This is a genomic window from Propioniciclava sp. (assembly GCF_047602245.1).
Taxonomy (GTDB): domain Bacteria; phylum Actinomycetota; class Actinomycetes; order Propionibacteriales; family Propionibacteriaceae; genus Propioniciclava.
The window spans coordinates 1,395,122-1,410,583 of record NZ_JASGHT010000001.1 but is presented as its reverse complement, the minus strand read 5'-3'; the positions used below and the strand labels follow the sequence as shown (position 1 = coordinate 1,410,583).

Genomic DNA, 15,462 nt, shown 5'->3' with positions numbered 1-15,462 from the left:
CTCGATCTCGTCACGTAGGTCGTGGGTGCCCTCTCCGGAACCGGCGTCCTATTTCTTCTGGGGGTGGAACAAGAGCGAACCGATGAGCAAGACCACAGCGGCCCCGAGCCACACCCAGGAGGCGCACTTCCCGATGGTTGCTCCGTGCAGGAGCACGAACAAGGGAAGCAACGCGATCACGGACATTCCGGACACGCTCAGGAAATAGCCCAGCCAGTAGAAATGGCGCCACCAGGAGCGGCATCCGGCGCTGTGCCAACAGATGACCTTGCCCACCTCAACCAAGCCGAAGGAGAGGATGCCCACCACGGCTACTCCGGCGAAGTCCAGGCCGGGAACCCAGCCGGACCAGGCAGCAGCGCCGGTAGCTGCGGTGGTCACCGCAGCCAGCACGGGAAGGTCGCTCTTGTCGTCCGGGGAGGGCGCTTGGCTCCCATCCTGGTTCGAGGCGATATTACGTCGGTAGCTTCTGATCAACGGGATCGCCACCAGGCTGAGGACGGCGATGGCCAATGCGGTGACGCCAAGCAGAGCATAGGCCGAGGTACCCATCACCTTGATGACGCGGTAGTTGGCCGCGGTATCCGAGGACAGGGTTGTCTGGGGTGTGGGCGTCTCGATTTCGATCAGCCACCCCGAGGTGGCGTGGGCGACGCTCATCTGTGCGGTCAGAACGACGGGGCAGGGCGCCTCTGCGGCGGGTGCTCCGGACGCCGTGGCCGGGCCTGTCATCACCTGAGGAGTGTCGAGCCTGGCGATTCCAGGGACGGGCGTTGTGGAGGAGCCTTCTGCGTCGAAACGGGTGGGGATGACCTGGTGGCCAGGGACGAGGGTGATCGACATCTTCTCGTCGGGGCAGGGGCCGCGCAGGAGTGCATGCGCCGTCACGGGCTCAGCGCTTCCAAAGAGAAGACCAGTCCACGTCGGACTGGAGCGGAAGATGATCTCGTCGCGGAGGAAGGGATGTACTCGTTCCTCCTTCGGCGCTGGTGACGGTGTCACAAGCGGGGGCGTCGTATTCTCGTCGGCGAGTGATCCGTCGGCTCGGGCCGGTGCGAATGGCGTGCTGAGCAGCGCGACGAGGGCGATGCCGCCCAGCGCGAGTTGTCGAGAACCCTTGATGTCCATCGTCGCCCTTCCGAGTTGGGTGAACGATAGTGACCGGATGGTCGTATGGCTAGGGTTTGCCCGACCGGACGTCGGCGAGCAGTCGGCTGGTGTGTAGTGCAAGGTAGGCGATTTCGTCGGTGCCAGGTCGCGGTGGGTGGGCTGGGTGAACAGGCGGCTCAGTTCGATGGCCGCCTCGGCGGCTTCGGGGTAGTGGTCGCGGACGGCGCTCAGCACGTCCACATGGATGGGATCGAGCTGTCGTCCCTTATCAGCGCGCACGAACAGGTAGCGCAGATGGGTGACGAACCGTGCCGCGCTCACCGAGTCGCGGTCGACGGGCCGGCGCGACCCCGCTCGAGCGGGCCTCAACGAAGTCCTGCACGGCGAGGTGCAGGACTATCGTCGATGCCGAGCGAGGCGTTGACGACGTTCTTGCCTCAACGAAGTCCTGCAGGCGAAGTGCAGGAACGGCGGCGCCCTCATAGGGCGCTGGGATTCCGCCGACGTGCCTCAACGAAGTCCTGCACGGTGAAGTGCAGGAACCCGCCGATTTCCTTGCTGCGGCGGCCACCGTGTACGCGCCTCAACGAAGTCCTGCACGGTGAAGTGCAGGAACATCCGTCCACGCCGGCGCGGGTGAAGTCGCCTCCCATGGGCCTCAACGAAGTCCTGCACGGTGAAGTGTAGGAACCGAGACGGATTACCTTCATGGGTGTTTGTCCTTTCGTGCGCCTCAACGAAGTCCTGCACGGTGAAGTGCAGGAACCGCGATCCCGCGGCGTACGCCGCTGAGAAGCGCCGGCCTCCTGACTTCTACCGGTAAGTCACACCGTTGCTGGTCGGGTTGCGTCGAGGATGGCTTGGGTCTCGGTGTCGATCTCGGGTGGGATCGTGAGGACCTGGCTTCCGATACGTACGCGGGCGGCGCGTAGCGGGCGCAGCGTTCGGACCCAGCGACGGATTGACAGGCCGGTGCGGTCCTGGATGGTGCGGGAAACGGCAAGCGTGAACCGCCCCAGGTTCTGTGCCGCTGCTATACGGGTTGTGGCTCTCGGTTGAGGGCCTCGTAGTAGGCGGTCTCGTGCTCGGCCGGGGTGATCATCCCGAGGGAGCCGTGGAGCCTGCGATTGTTATACCAGTCGACCCAGCTGGCTGTCGCATACTCGATGTCGGCGAGGGTCTTGTACGGCCCGGCGTGGAAGACCGTGGTGCGGATGCACTCGGTCTTGTACAGGCCGTTGATTGTTTCCATCAGGGCGTTGTCGTAGGCATCACCGACGGATCCGATCGATGGCGCGATGCCTTCGAGGTCGAGGTGGTCGGTGAACCGGATCGAGGTGTACTGGGACCCGGCATCGGAGTGATGGATCAGATCGCCCGCGGTGACCGGATGCCCTTCGTGGTCGCGTTGCCAGTGATGTCGTCGGTCTGCTCGGCGCCTCAACGAAGTCCTGCACGGTGAAGTGCAGGAACGCCACCCCTTCCACGCGATCCCAGGGGGATCGAGCCGCCTCAACGAAGTCCTGCACGGTGAAGTGCAGGAACGTCTCGCCGTGATCGAGGTTGGCCTCGATCTTCTCGGGGCCTCAACGAAGTCCTGCACGGTGAAGTGCAGGAACCGTCCAGCGTCGGCGTCCACGGTGAGGAATGTGCAGCCTCAACGAAGTCCTGCACGGTGAAGTGCAGGAACCCACGACACCATGCATCTGGCCGCCCTTGCTGGTGGCGCCTCAACGAAGTCCTGCACGGTGAAGTGCAGGAACGTGTCGGTAGATGAATCGCCCAGTCCCATCGACCGCGCCTCAACGAAGTCCTGCACGGTGAAGTGCAGGAACACTCCTCATCCGTCAGCATTTTCGGCTGTGTCATGCACCTCAACGAAGTCCTGCACGGTGAAGTGCAGGAACCGGAACTCGAAGACATCAAGGGCGCGGCCATCCGACAAGCCTCAACGAAGTCCTGCACGGTGAAGTGCAGGAACCGTCCTCGCGGCCACGCGACCAGTAGGCCCACGCGTTGCCTCAACGAAGTCCTGCACGGTGAACTGCAGGAACGAGCGCTGAGGGGCGGATGAATGTTGTGCCGGTGCTTGCCTCAACGAAGTCCTGCACGGTGAAGTGCAGGAACCTTGGCAGCCACCCCCTCATCGAACACGTCCGTGGGCCGGCCTCAACGAAGTCCTGCACGGTGAAGTGCAGGAACGACGCACGCAATCTGGCAAGAATCTTGCGTGCCTTCGGGCCTCAACGAAGTCCTGCACGGTGAAGTGCAGGAACTTGTGCCTGCGCCCCTCCCGCCCGCTACCGATGATCGAGCCTCAACGAAGTCCTGCACGGTGAAGTGCAGGAACCTGTCGGCGATGGCGGGCGCATCGCGCCATTATCAGGGCCTCAACGAAGTCCTGCACGGTGAAGTGCAGGAACTCGCGACCGGGCATGGTTTGTTGGTCAGCAGATCGACGAGCCTCAACGAAGTCCTGCACGGTGAAGTGCAGGAACTGAAGCATTTATATACCTCCATAGCAAACATCGTGTGGCTGGCCTCAACGAAGTCCTGCACGGTGAAGTGCAGGAACCGCTCGGGCCGAGCGGCAAGCGAACAGGGCCCCCGCGGGCCTCAACGAAGTCCTGCACGGTGAAGTGCAGGAACCTGGTGCACTCATTTGGCTACCGTCCGGCGCTCAGCGATGCCTCAACGAAGTCCTGCACGGTGAAGTGCAGGAACTCATCACGTGGTCCGGGATCGGTCAGACTGGCACCCGCCTCAACGAAGTCCTGCACGGTGAAGTGCAGGAACTGGGCGTTCAGTTCGGTGACTGCCGCGCGCATTTCTGTGCCTCAACGAAGTCCTGCACGGTGAAGTGCAGGAACAAGCGTGACGAGAGAGACCGACGGCGGAAGCTCCAGGCCTCAACGAAGTCCTGCACGGTGAAGTGCAGGAACCGAGCCTACGAACTCACAGGACAACAACCCGGCAAAGCCTCAACGAAGTCCTGCACGGTGAAGTGCAGGAACCTGGTCGCGACCAATTCTGGTGCGAAGGTGACGGCGTCGCCTCAACGAAGTCCTGCACGGTGAAGTGCAGGAACGTCCGAGAACAAGGCCCCGATCGACAACTATGAGCTTCGGCCTCAACGAAGTCCTGCACGGTGAAGTGCAGGAACAACTGCCGGAACCGGCCCTCGCCGGCGAGCAGCGTCAGGCCTCAACGAAGTCCTGCACGGTGAAGTGCAGGAACTGGTATGAAACGGATTTGCACCGGTCCGTGCCGACTCGCCTCAACGAAGTCCTGCACGGTGAAGTGCAGGAACAGCTAGACAAGATACCAGCTTCCGGCTTGGGGAAACAGCCCGTGTCCGCGAACCCTCCTCGCGTAGGCACCCTGTCGATAGCACTATTGAGTTTTCAAACGGCGATCAGCGGCTGCTGGCTAGCATGTTTAGTCTTGCGAACCCTTCGGGCGTGCTGACGCATCGCTGGAGGGTTCGCTGGGCGGTGAGAGTGCCGGCTTAGACGACGAGAGGCCCAGCGCTTGTCAGAGGGCGGCTGCGTCCAATTACAGAGAAAACGCGATCATTCACTGCCGAGTGCGGCCCGAGATCGCATAAGAGCACGGAGTCGTGTTGTTGGTCGATCGCCCTCTTGATCTCGTCTCGAAGTCTCACGATCTTTGCTCGGGCGGCGTCGACGATGAATACCGAATACTGAATCCTGTCCCCGTACCTCTCCAAGAGCTTTGCTAGCCGTGTCCGGCGGTGATCGTCCTGTATGTCGTAGGCTATTAGGTATCGGTGGCTGTCGTGCCTCATCTGACACGAATCCCTACATATGATTTCTGTGACCCATCAAGCACGCCTAGGATCATGCGGGCCTGAATCTCGATTGCGCGTCTCCAGGTCACTCGGTATCCGAAGATAGGGTGCTTGAACTCCGTCGCGATGCGTCTCTCGTAAGCCCTGATGAGCGCTTTTCTGGTGGGATCTTTCAATCGCATTGATCCGGCGACGTCCCAGAAGCCATCAGCGTCAATCTCACCGTTGTTGATCGCGCCTAGAACCACTGAATCGCCGACGGGGGCGCGAAACTCCTCCGCGAGGTCAAGTGCGAGAGCTGGCTTGTTACGATTTGAGCTATGCAGGAACCCTGCATGTGGATCGAGCCCGCAGGCGAGCAGGCCGCGTATGCAATCGCCGACGAGTAGGCCATATGTGTAGTTGAGGCAGACGTTGAGCCGGTCCGTAGCGCCGCGCTTAACGCGTCCGGGAAAACCTTGGGCAAACAAGCGTCCTCTAGATGCTAACATGGTTGGCATTCCTGAAAAGTACAATCTGGCCGCAACTCCTTCAGTGCCAAATAGTGCGGCAACGCTCGCTGCGTTGGAGGCGTCGCTTACCAAGCGCCGCATCGCCAGGACATGATCAGCGCGATCGCCGTGTCGACGAAGTTGGGTCGCCTGATTGTGGATCTTGGCTGTGACAAACTCTCGTGCTAGATCGAGGCGGCCGTCGGACGAAGCTACGTGCTGTTGGACGCGCGCGTTCCCGTTGGGAGAATAGGCGGAGGACGCCCAGCCGACGATCCGCCCACTGCTTGTACACCAGGTCACCGGGATGCGCCGCCACAGCAGTTCGCGTAGTAATCCGCTGCTAAGATCAACGTTTCCATGGATGGCGACTGCGTGGACTCGTTCTATTGGAATACTGGAAATCTCTTCACCAGATTTCCGAACGCGGATCCTCCCGTCTCTAATTGAGGCCAGTGCGCCATAGGTCGCGAGGTGCAGCACCTGTGCGTCCGGGTTGACGACCGAGATCCGTCGAGATGGCCTGCTCGGTTCCCTCTCGTCAGGAAGGCAAATGCTGACATGTGAGCATCTTGCGCACTGCGGTGAATCTTCGAGCGGTGGTGGGGCTGCGGTCGAGTCTATTACCGCGCGGGTCGCAGCGACATCGGCCAAAGCGGACTCGAAGTCTTCCACGTTAAGTTCCACCGGGACGCGTCGTTTTTGTGTCGCAAAGAAAACTGTCGCGCTGCTGACGGAATTCCCCATTTCCTCTAAAGCGCGCCACTGTAAGGCGAGTTGGTGTCGCATGGGCTGAGTGATCTCTGAGCGTGCCTTTATGGGAGTGGCCTTGTACTCGATGATGTTCAGGGAATGGTCTGGGAGAACTTCGGCGGCGTCTAGTCGGCCGTGATAGCCATGTCGATGACTCCAAACGGTCATGCCACGCAACATGGTGCTAGTTGAAGAAGAGTCTTCCTCGACACGGGCGTGAACTGAGTCGCCAACCGCTATCGCGAAGGATGCTTCTTGCCGCTCGCCAACTGATTCAAGCCAAGCTCGGCGTGGGCAGAATGCATAATGCGCAACTAGCGAAATAGGGAGAGAGTCATCGTCGGGACCTGGTTCGGCCCTCAGTTTTGTGTCTGATCGCGAAGTCATGACGCCACAAAACTGCCAGCGAGCGTTTGTCGTTCGGGTGCGCTCGTGCTGCCAACGATCTGAACAGGGAACTGCATGACTCCGCGCAATCCGTGGTTGCGTAGCCATCTCTGTGCCGATGCCAGCATCAGCTTGCGGTGTAGTGCGCTCTCGGGGTCAGGCCCAGTCGGCGGAACAGTGGCTGCCTCGACAAGTGCCTTGCTGCGGGCCAGCATCGCGATGCGCTCAACGGATGTGGGGTCCGTTGGGACGGGGAATAGTAGTAGTCGTCGGATGTTGCCGCGCCCCGTCAGGGGGACGAAGGCCGGAGAGCGTCCTCCTTCCACCGGATGTGGCAGAACGGGAAAAAGTGACAGCGCCCAGAGTGCGCACCATGCCCGCGCAGAATCGACTGGACCAGGCAGCCGGAATCCTGTGGCCGTGCGAGATGTGGGTTTATTGCCGCCTGTGGAGTCGTCAACTTCCTTCCCGGTGAGTCCTGCCCAGATCTTGTCTACCGACCACTTTGAGATATCGTGAGCGAGCGGAAGAAGTCGGTCCGCTACGAAGTCCGTGCCCTTGTTTCGGGTTCGCATCTCCCAGACGGAACATCCTTTGTCCGCCCGAATATCTCCGTTGGCTTCCCTGGCCCACCACGATCTGTATCCCAAGCCGAGGATGAGTTCTCGGTCTAGGTCTGATGGCATGTTATCGCGGACCGCGTTGCTCAGATCCTCAAGGTGATTCCATTCGCTCAGTTCGGGTGTCGCTGTGCGTGGAGCCATGAGCGCGACAGGATTGGAACCGGGACGCGGCACAAATACTTCGTGAAGCCAAGATCCACCGGCGGCGCGTGCTGAAGCGTGCTCCTTGACCTTCTGTGCGATTTCTTCTGGACTGCTGGTGATGGTGCTCAGTACCGGTTTGGGCTCGGGCTCGTCCGTCCAGTATCCGCGGATGCCCGCAATGCCCTCATTCGTACAGATGCGGACCAATCCCCATAATGCCATGTGGCTGAAGAGATCATTGGCATCTCCTCTGAGCATCAGATCTCGTCGTTGGGCGTCCATTAGTGTCCTTCTTTCGATACTTGAATGTCGGCAGCACGAAGTAAAGCTTCGAGATAGGCGATACCCCACACGCCCCAGATGCGGTCAGTGTGGGCGACGAGTTCATCCCAGGTGCCGCGGTTAAAGAGCTCGCATGCTGCCGCCATTGCTCCACTCTGGTCCTGGCGCACAAGGTCGGAGCTTCCGTGTGGGAATGCCATTCGACCGTGGCCATGTGAGGTTCCGATGAGGCGTGAAGCCAAGAACCTGTGCTGCTCAGGAATGATATTCCAAGCCAAAGCCACGGACAGTTGTTCATGGCGCCAGCCGCCAGGAAGGCCAGTGTGCTGAGGACGCGTTCGTGATGCTCTGGCTGCCTTGGGTTGTTTTGCCAGTGGCGGATGATCTGGGCGATTGTTAATACGGAGTTGCCACTCGGTGGCCGCCTTCCCATCATCATGATGCGCTCCAGCCAATCTCAAAGCCATCGTCAACTCATCAGGCAGGTGCAAACGGTTGCCCAGGGTGCCGCCTCGCTCGCTAACATCCTGCTGATGATCCGCCAGTAGCACGCGATTTCCGCCGGGCGATTGTTCTTGCAGCAACTCTTGAGGAAGGGAGTTGCTGCTATCGGTCACCACGACTAGCCACGGGAAAGAGTCATCGGCGTCTGATGATACGGGTACTACCCAGGTTGACGAGGTGTTCTTCGTTTCGTCATTCTGTTTCTCGAACAATGAAAACCATAGGCTGGAAGCATCGGGTGGTAGATTGGCGCCGACCTCGTCAACTGTAAGATCGCGATCGCTGGGGGTGTAGTCTCGTGCCTGTCGCATGGCCGCGGGTAAGAGAGCTAGAAGCCCGTCGGAACCATCTTGCAAGTATACCTTGTACTGTGCGGTTGTTGATGTGTCTGGTACCTTTTCAAGAACGTCGCCCAGTGCTAGCTTGCTCGATTGTGCTGTGAGATCACCGCCCACGAGGACGCCACGATACGCGGCGATCAGTGAGTCAGGGAGCACGAGCACGTCACCTGGCCTGATCGCCGCCTGGGCTGCATTGATTCCGTCTGAATCAAGGAGTTCTCCAGCGCGGAAGATGAAGGCCTGTATAGCATTATCTGCCGCATCATGGCTTGTGAGCAAGGACCGCGTTCGGCTGATTGGTGCTGGGTAGAGTTCGTGCGGTTGTGGCGGTGTTACGGCGAGCAGTTCGCGCGCTGCGGCAGGATCGCTCGGAAGGCGTCGTCCTACGATGCCCACCTCGGGGCCATCTGGTTCGAGGCTGTCGCGGAGCCAGAGGTCCAGGTCAGGTTCAGCAAATAGGTCTTCACTCGTACGCGAAAGCAATGCTGCTTCGGGGAGTTCAAGCCTCGTGATGACGAGTCGCTTGTGACTCATTGTGGGTGCAGGCGTTGCGCTCAGTGCTTCAGGTGAGACATTGGCGCCGTTGCCCAGGCTGCGCAGCCATTCTATGGCCGCAGCAATGTCAGTCTCTTCGTAGGGCATGGTCGCGCCGACGGTCTCAACCTCCATGGGGCAAAACACCATGACTCGCGCGTGAGGGATAAGGCCACGTCGGTTGACGCGCCCCCAGCGCTGCACGAGTGAGGATCCGGGCGCGACCTCAGTGACGAGGCCGTGCAGGTCAAGATCAACGCCAACCTCTACCGTCTGAGTGGCGACAAGTACGTCGACATGGTTATCGCCTTCGGGTGTGAGGAGGTGGGGATGTTCCCGCTCCAAGCGATTTCGGTCATACGGGCGCATAGGGCCGACGAGTACCTGAACCGTTAAGCCGCGCTTTTCGATGATTGACGCTACTTCAACGGCATCCTGCACCCGGTTCAAGATGACACCGACTGTTCCTTCGGTCGTCTCGCGCATCAGGCATGCGGCATCGGCCACCTGTGTGAGTAGTTCGCGTCGAGGTGCTCCGGACCGTGGCGCTGGCCAGCTTGGCACCATCCGCAGTTCGAGTTCCTTGTTGGCCGCGAGCCGACAAGCGAGGCGCGGGTCGTTATCGGCGTCCGCGATTGTGATACGCGAACCTGCCGCGGAGGCCGGGGTTGCCGTCGTTTCAACGACACGTAGCGGGGGAATCGCCTCGCAGAGGGGGGACCGTGAAGCGAGTTCGCGAACGCGACGCAGTGTACGAACCAACTGGATGTTGAGGTGGGACTCATCCACGACTGCCACCGTGTCATAGGCAAGGAGGCCAGCATGTCTGGGGCGTGAGAGCTTGCTCGCGAGGTAGCCACGGAAGAGTATCCGGCTGCCGAGCAACTCGGGCGTAGCGAAGATGAGTTGGCACCCTACCGGATCGTCAAGCCATGAGTTGTCTAGAGCGATGCCGCCGCGCATGACGGTCACCCGAATGGGCGCTGACCCTGTCCGCGAAAGCACTTCGCGGACAGTGGAGAGTATTCCTGTTGTTGCCAGGGCAAGAGCAGAAGCCATCTTTTCTCCGCGGGCGGCCTGCGAGTCGACGAGGGCGCGACGCCCGACGGTCATGACGAACCGCCGAGGGAATGGGGGCTCTTCGGTAGTGGAGAGTGCGTAGAGAAAGACTAAGATCTCCATGAGGGCGCTTTTGCCCGCACCAGTGGGAGCGACAAGCTGGTCCGGCCAGTGCCCATTCGCGATATCTCGGACTAGTTGGCTTTGCCATACGTAGGGGGCCTCGCCATCGTTGAGTTCGGCGAAAAACAGTTCGAAATCATCGATAGTCAACATTTTCATCCCTCCTCCGGGGATCTGCGCCGATCCACGGGAACAAGTAGTCCTCCACCTAGATGCCGTGACTGTCCGATCGCCAACACGGCTTGAGGGGGGACTAAGTCCCCGAGGTCTAGGCGAGCGACATACGGCATGACGGGCATCGAACGATTGGTTCGGTGCACAAATCGGGCGGGACGCGGCGTGAAGTAAGAATCTGCCTCAAGCACATCACCTCCGTGCTGGTGAAGCCACGCCAACCTGGCCTTTGGATCGCGCCTGCTAGCTTCTTTCTCAAGGCCACGCATGACATTTCCGAGCGCCCATGCCGCAGTGAGAGCGAGCAGCTCTGTCCGTGACCCGGCTGTACCTTGTCGTTCGGGGATGGCCACAGGATCAGTGCGCCATTCGCGGTGAGTTCCCTCGGGCTGTGGCTGCCACATCCGATGGCCGTCGAGCAACTCTGCCGCACCGATCGTCAGGGATCCCATCGGCGTCCGGACGTAGCGGATGCGAGTAGCACCGCTAATGATGCTGTCCATGTCGGTCCCTGCGACGCCACGAGGAATCAGCACCAAGAGATGGGCTGTGTCGGGATGGCCGGTGGCAAGAGGGGCGCCAGGGGGAAGGTAGTGCAGTGCGACCCGGTTGGCGGGACGTTCGACTCCTTCCAGATAGTGGCCGGTCACAACTGCGGGGCACTCGTGGCCGATCGTCGCGATCAGTGCGCGATGGAGATCGCTCGCGATGCGTACCCGATCTTCGGCGCCGATGATCGGGCCCTTCACGATTGGTAGCACTATGACGGTGGTCCAAGGAACCTCTGCCTCCAAAGTGTTGACAGGGATGAGTGACCGTGTGGCGAGGCCAATGCGGGTCGGGGCCTCGGAGCGTGGGAGTCCCGAGTCGCCCGTTCGGTGGAGGTCCTGCGCTGCCGTGGGGTGCCTGGTGGGATGGGCATCCTGATGCTGGGCCTCAAGGGCATCCAGCCGACCAGGGATTGGGATATCCACAGGGGTGCCGCGATCGTCGAAGAAACTGGTGGCTTGGATCCAATGGGTGCAAGCATTGACGTCGACATCGCGATGGACCTCCAACACGGCGATGCTTTCTGCCTCACCGAGCCACCCCACATCTGCGCACAGTGCATCCAGTTGTTGCACCACCTCCTCGGGTGGGCATTCATCCCATACCCATGACACGGGTGCGGTAATCTTAGTGGCGTCCGCGAAGTCGCGGGCAGTGACGCGCCCACTGAAAGAAACCTTCTTGTCGAAGACTCCTTCTTTCCGGTAGGCGATGACATGTTGCGATGCTGTTGACGGGATCAGGTTCGGATAATTCGGCAAGATCATGCCGCAGGGCGGGTTCTGTTCGAGCCAGCGAAGCGCCTGAACTGAAGCCTCGGTCATCGAAGGGAAGTCGCTAGACACGTTACCATGGTGTGACGCTGATGTGCCGGTTGCCGCAGCTCTAGCTAGTGCCGCTTGAGTTCGCAACAGGGTGGGGAATGCTTCCGCAGAGCCATCCGGGTGGTGTGCCAGATATGATCCGAGCGGCCATGATGCTGATAGGCGGAACCCCATCTCAGGCATCCGGATCGTCTGCGACCGACTTTGCCAGAATCACAGGGTCCCCGACGACGTCGAAGACTTGACCGTTCCACTTGAAATCGCCTACCTGCTCGGCGTACGCGTAGGCCTGGCTCAGGAGATCGATGGCCAGTTCTGGCGTGACGGGATCCAATTGGGTGGAGCGACCGTAGCGTCCATCCAGCTTAACCTCAGGCTCACCCGCTTCGATGAGGTGGCAGTTGGCGCGGATGTACAGTTCGTCATCCGACAGGGCCATACCGAGGAGCGTCAGAGCGGCGAGCACGGTGCGGAAGGCGATATCTTGCTCCCCGCTGCCGCCGAACCGGAGCTGTCGAAGCGTGGCAAAGCTCAAGACGGTGCTGCGGATGATCTCGGTGCAGGAAACCAGTCCGATTGACTCAAGGGACGGCGGAATGTGTCCGAGTCCGAGCTCTGATGCCTTGGAGAGCTTCTTGAGGGTCTTCTCGCTCATCTCGTTCTTCTGGCGATCGGCGATCGCCTTGGCTTCTGCGGCAGTCAACTGGACGCTAGCCGTGATCGGGTCGACCCGCGCTGCGCCTCGCGGCAGCGGCTTCATCGAATGCTCGCCCTGATCGGCGAGGACGCCGACGATCTCGCTCACCATGGTGGACGGTTGGCGCAACTGATTCGAGCGGCGTGAGGCGTCCCAAGCGCCGTGTGCGTTAGAGATCGGGGAGAGGTTGAAGAGCGCAGTCATGTTCCGAGGCGTGGCGTCGCGAGCGGCACGATAAGCCTCAGTTGCGGTGACCGGCTTTGAGTCGTGGCGCCCGGCTCGGATGTGGCCGTCGGAGAAGCGGTGTGGCAAGTCGAAGTCCGTGTACACCTCGTCAGAGCCCTCGTACTGCAGGGTGATCCGCGGCACGCGCTTCATCACTGCGTGGGCGGGGTGGTGCTCGTCTCGCATTGCTGCGGACAGGGCCGTCTGGCGACGGTGTGCTTGGTCTTGCTTCGATGACAGGATCACAGCATTGGCCACGGTGCCGTCGACAACGGTGGGCGTGTATGCGTACACCGGCGTGGCGCTGCTGCCCTTGCCGGAGAGGTACTTGGCGGGGGCGACCGTTCCGTGGGGACCGACGGCAGGCGCAAGTCTGCAGACAGACGTAAGGACACTCGCTCCGCCTGGTGAGCAGGATGCCTTGAGGGCCTCGAAGGTCAAGGGTGTCGTGTGGTGCTGGGGCACGGTTCCTCCTGGTGTTGGGGGTTCAGCGATGCAAAATCGCTACGATGATTGGAACGGCACGCCGAGGTCGGGCGGAGGGGAAGCCGTCCGGAAGATCTCGGAGTTTTCTCAGCCTGTCAGGTGCCTCTGACAGTCGTGTGCAAACGTCAGAAGGGGTAGGCGCTCAGCGCCTACCCCTTCTGTGAAGTCCCGGCCTCAGCCGGTCACACTGGAACCGAATGCACTTGTTGGTTCCACTCATCTCCTCAACGAAGCGCTGGCGGACTGCCACCGCGCACCGGACGCTAGCACACCTGCGTTCCTGCCTTCCGTGGAGTGTAAGTCCTCGTCACCTCAAGTTCCAGCAGCTCGCAATGCCGCTCGTTCGTGTCCACGACGGGCACACGAGACCGCCGACATCCGTGATCTTGGGCCTGCGGTGAGTGTCTGTCGCCCCTTGGCTACCCCTACCGGCGACGCGTGCTCGCCGGAGGCAACGGGATGGACGCGTAATCATCCAGCGGAAGCAGGCGCACTCCGGCTGGATCGCGCACCGCACCGAACAGGGCTTCCATCTCGGCGTCACCATCCATGGGTTCGCCCATGATCGACGTGAGGAACTCACCGACGGCGTCCGTTTCGTCGGAGTCGAGTGGCCGCGGGAAGGGATCAGCGTTCTGGGTGGCGAGTGTCGCCAGCAGCAATCCGGGAACGCGCGGCATTCCTGGACCGACGGAGGGCTGGAAGTACGGCACAGCCAAGGCTCCAGCTCCGAGGCGGGCATAGAAGGCGAGTCGGCGGGCGGGGTCACCGTACTCGGGGTGTGCCTCGAATAGATCGGGACGTTCCACCTCAGCGAGCACCATCGCTACGCCCGGCAACGCCATCCAGCGCTCGACGCCCGCCTTGATCAGGGTCGAGCCGAGGCCGCTACCGCGTCCGGCACTGCCGACCGCCAACCAGACGACGAGCACCGCGGCGCCGTGCCGCTGGCCGACGATGACGCCGGCGCAGGCGTCCGCAACGTAGGCGCCGAGCACGTCGAGGCGTCCGGAGGAACCTTCGTGAACGAACGTTTCCCGGTTTACGAGTTCGGCGGGCGGAAAGCTCGGTTGCAGGATCTCGTCGTAGATCGAGCCCAGTTCGTCCGGATCGGTCACCGGTCGGATCATGGTTCTCCCCTCCCCGGACGCCGCCGCGCGGTCGGCGTGGTCGCGTCAGTGCATGTTCTGATGACGAGCATGGACCATCAACGGCTCCGCCGAGCGGCGCCCCCAGATTCTTCTGCGGGGGCCGCTCGGCAGGTGCATCGGCGGTGCTCACGGGTCATCCTCTCAGCCGAGGCCGGGATGAAGCCCCGCGTCAGCGGGTCAGCGCGGGGGTGGTGCGGGCGTAGCGGGAGTCGCCGCCGTTGCGGCGCCACCACCAGGCGAACAGGAGCGCGAACGAGACCGGGATGAAGGCGGAGACCAGGGTGTCCACCCAGGTGCCGGTGGTCGCGTTCAGGTCGGTCATGCCGAAGGCGCCGAGCGTGAAGACGGCCACGTTGTTGATGATGTGCAGCGCGACGGCCGCTTCGAGGCCACCGGTGCGCCAGGTCAGCCAGGTCGCCACGGCCGCGAACACGCCCACCGAGATGAGGCCCCAGACGTCGTAGTTGTGGCCCAACACGAACAGCGGCAGCGAGACGATCACACCCCAGATCGGGGCGCGCAGCCAGTGCCCGATGGTCTGCATGATGATGCCGCGGAACAGGTACTCCTCGCCGGCCGCCTGCAGCGGGATGATCAGCAGGGCCACGGCCAGCATCGCCCAGGTGGTCTTGGTCACGACCGGTGCCACCGGGTCCATCATCCACAGCGCCACGAGCGGCACCAGGATCGGCAGCACCATCAGCACGACCGACCGGGCGAACAGGCCCCAGCGGAAGCGGCCGGCCACCGAATCGACGGTGCCGCGGCGTCCGCGCCACCGTACGGTGAGGCGCGCTGCCGGGATGAGCAGGGCGAGCATCAATCCGGTGAGTGCTGCTTCGACCGGGTTGGACATGTCGAAGTGCTCAGGATCGATCGTCTCGGCGAAGCCGGGAATCAGCGACCAGATCACCACGAGTCCGATCAGGAAGACGAGGTAGGTCAGCACGAACATCGCGACGGTGGCGAGCGGCTGCCACCATCCCGGGGTGAGCCGGCTCAGCCGGAAGTAGCCCAGTTCTTCGGGAGCGGCCGACGGGGCGGGAGCGGTGGTGTGGTCGAGTGCAAGAGTCATGGCTTCAGCCTGGTCGCGGCGGCTTTGGGCGTCGGTCGGTCGCCGGTCTGTCGGCGGACGCCGAAGGTCGCCTCCTGCGTCATCCTTTCGGTCGACACGTTTTGTCGGGGGTGCCGGAT

The 15,462-nt window shown here is 61.8% G+C and carries 9 protein-coding genes, 1 pseudogene and 1 CRISPR repeat array; all 10 genes and pseudogenes read right to left on the bottom strand.

Features of this window, described 5'->3' with window-relative positions:
- Positions 1-48 precede the first annotated feature (48 nt).
- The 10 genes and pseudogenes from QM708_RS06835 to QM708_RS06790 all read right to left on the bottom strand — a co-directional run bounded on the left by QM708_RS06835 (position 49) and on the right by QM708_RS06790 (position 15,343).
- Positions 49-1,431 (bottom strand): hypothetical protein, encoded by a 1,383-nt coding sequence (locus QM708_RS06835; RefSeq protein WP_415105837.1) that lies wholly within the window; start codon positions 1,429-1,431, stop codon positions 49-51.
- Positions 1,432-2,143: 712 nt separating this feature from the next.
- Positions 2,144-2,527: pseudogene (locus QM708_RS06830) on the bottom strand (integrase core domain-containing protein); the annotation flags it as partial.
- 19 nt (positions 2,528-2,546) lie between these two features.
- Positions 2,547-4,420: direct repeats of the CRISPR family, unit length 36 nt; unit sequence GCCTCAACGAAGTCCTGCACGGTGAAGTGCAGGAAC.
- Between the two features lie 198 nt (positions 4,421-4,618).
- Positions 4,619-4,918 (bottom strand): CRISPR-associated endonuclease Cas2, encoded by a 300-nt coding sequence (gene cas2 / locus QM708_RS06825; protein ID WP_415105835.1) that lies wholly within the window; start codon positions 4,916-4,918, stop codon positions 4,619-4,621.
- The gene (gene cas1, locus QM708_RS06820) at positions 4,915-6,552 is read right to left on the bottom strand and encodes a CRISPR-associated endonuclease Cas1 (protein ID WP_415105832.1); all 1,638 of its coding nucleotides are present in this window, start codon (positions 6,550-6,552) and stop codon (positions 4,915-4,917) included. The genes cas2 and cas1 overlap by 4 nt, the downstream gene beginning before the upstream one ends.
- Positions 6,549-7,601: a hypothetical protein gene (locus tag QM708_RS06815; protein ID WP_415105829.1), complete on the bottom strand. Its 1,053-nt coding sequence runs from the start codon at positions 7,599-7,601 to the stop codon at positions 6,549-6,551. The genes cas1 and QM708_RS06815 overlap by 4 nt, the downstream gene beginning before the upstream one ends.
- Positions 7,601-10,315: a type I-U CRISPR-associated helicase/endonuclease Cas3 gene (cas3u, locus tag QM708_RS06810; protein ID WP_415105826.1), complete on the bottom strand. Its 2,715-nt coding sequence runs from the start codon at positions 10,313-10,315 to the stop codon at positions 7,601-7,603. Before cas3u ends, QM708_RS06815 begins: the two co-directional genes overlap by 1 nt.
- A 2-nt stretch (positions 10,316-10,317) precedes the next feature.
- Entirely contained in the window at positions 10,318-11,883 is a 1,566-nt protein-coding gene (gene csb2, locus QM708_RS06805) for a type I-U CRISPR-associated protein Csb2 (protein WP_415111333.1), read from the bottom strand.
- Between the two features lies 1 nt (position 11,884).
- Positions 11,885-13,096, bottom strand: a complete 1,212-nt coding sequence (locus QM708_RS06800; protein ID WP_415105823.1) for a type I-U CRISPR-associated protein Cas7 — start codon at positions 13,094-13,096, stop codon at positions 11,885-11,887.
- 446 nt (positions 13,097-13,542) lie between these two features.
- Positions 13,543-14,247, bottom strand: coding sequence for a hypothetical protein (locus QM708_RS06795; RefSeq protein WP_415105820.1), 705 nt, complete (start codon positions 14,245-14,247; stop codon positions 13,543-13,545).
- 190 nt (positions 14,248-14,437) lie between these two features.
- On the bottom strand, positions 14,438-15,343 hold the full coding sequence (locus tag QM708_RS06790; protein WP_415105817.1) for a lysostaphin resistance A-like protein: 906 nt from the start codon (positions 15,341-15,343) through the stop codon (positions 14,438-14,440).
- Between the last annotated feature and the right edge of the window lie 119 nt (positions 15,344-15,462).

What these genes read in the sequence shown, in the direction of transcription:
- cas2 (WP_415105835.1), bottom strand. Translation starts at nt 4,918, where the DNA reads ATGAGGCACGACAGCCACCGATACCTAATAGCCTACGACATACAGGAC.
- cas1 (WP_415105832.1), bottom strand. Translation starts at nt 6,552, where the DNA reads ATGACTTCGCGATCAGACACAAAACTGAGGGCCGAACCAGGTCCCGAC.
- QM708_RS06815 (WP_415105829.1), bottom strand. Translation starts at nt 7,601, where the DNA reads ATGGACGCCCAACGACGAGATCTGATGCTCAGAGGAGATGCCAATGAT.
- cas3u (WP_415105826.1), bottom strand. Translation starts at nt 10,315, where the DNA reads ATGTTGACTATCGATGATTTCGAACTGTTTTTCGCCGAACTCAACGAT.
- csb2 (WP_415111333.1), bottom strand. Translation starts at nt 11,883, where the DNA reads ATGGGGTTCCGCCTATCAGCATCATGGCCGCTCGGATCATATCTGGCA.
- QM708_RS06795 (WP_415105820.1), bottom strand. Translation starts at nt 14,247, where the DNA reads ATGATCCGACCGGTGACCGATCCGGACGAACTGGGCTCGATCTACGAC.
- QM708_RS06790 (WP_415105817.1), bottom strand. Translation starts at nt 15,343, where the DNA reads ATGACTCTTGCACTCGACCACACCACCGCTCCCGCCCCGTCGGCCGCT.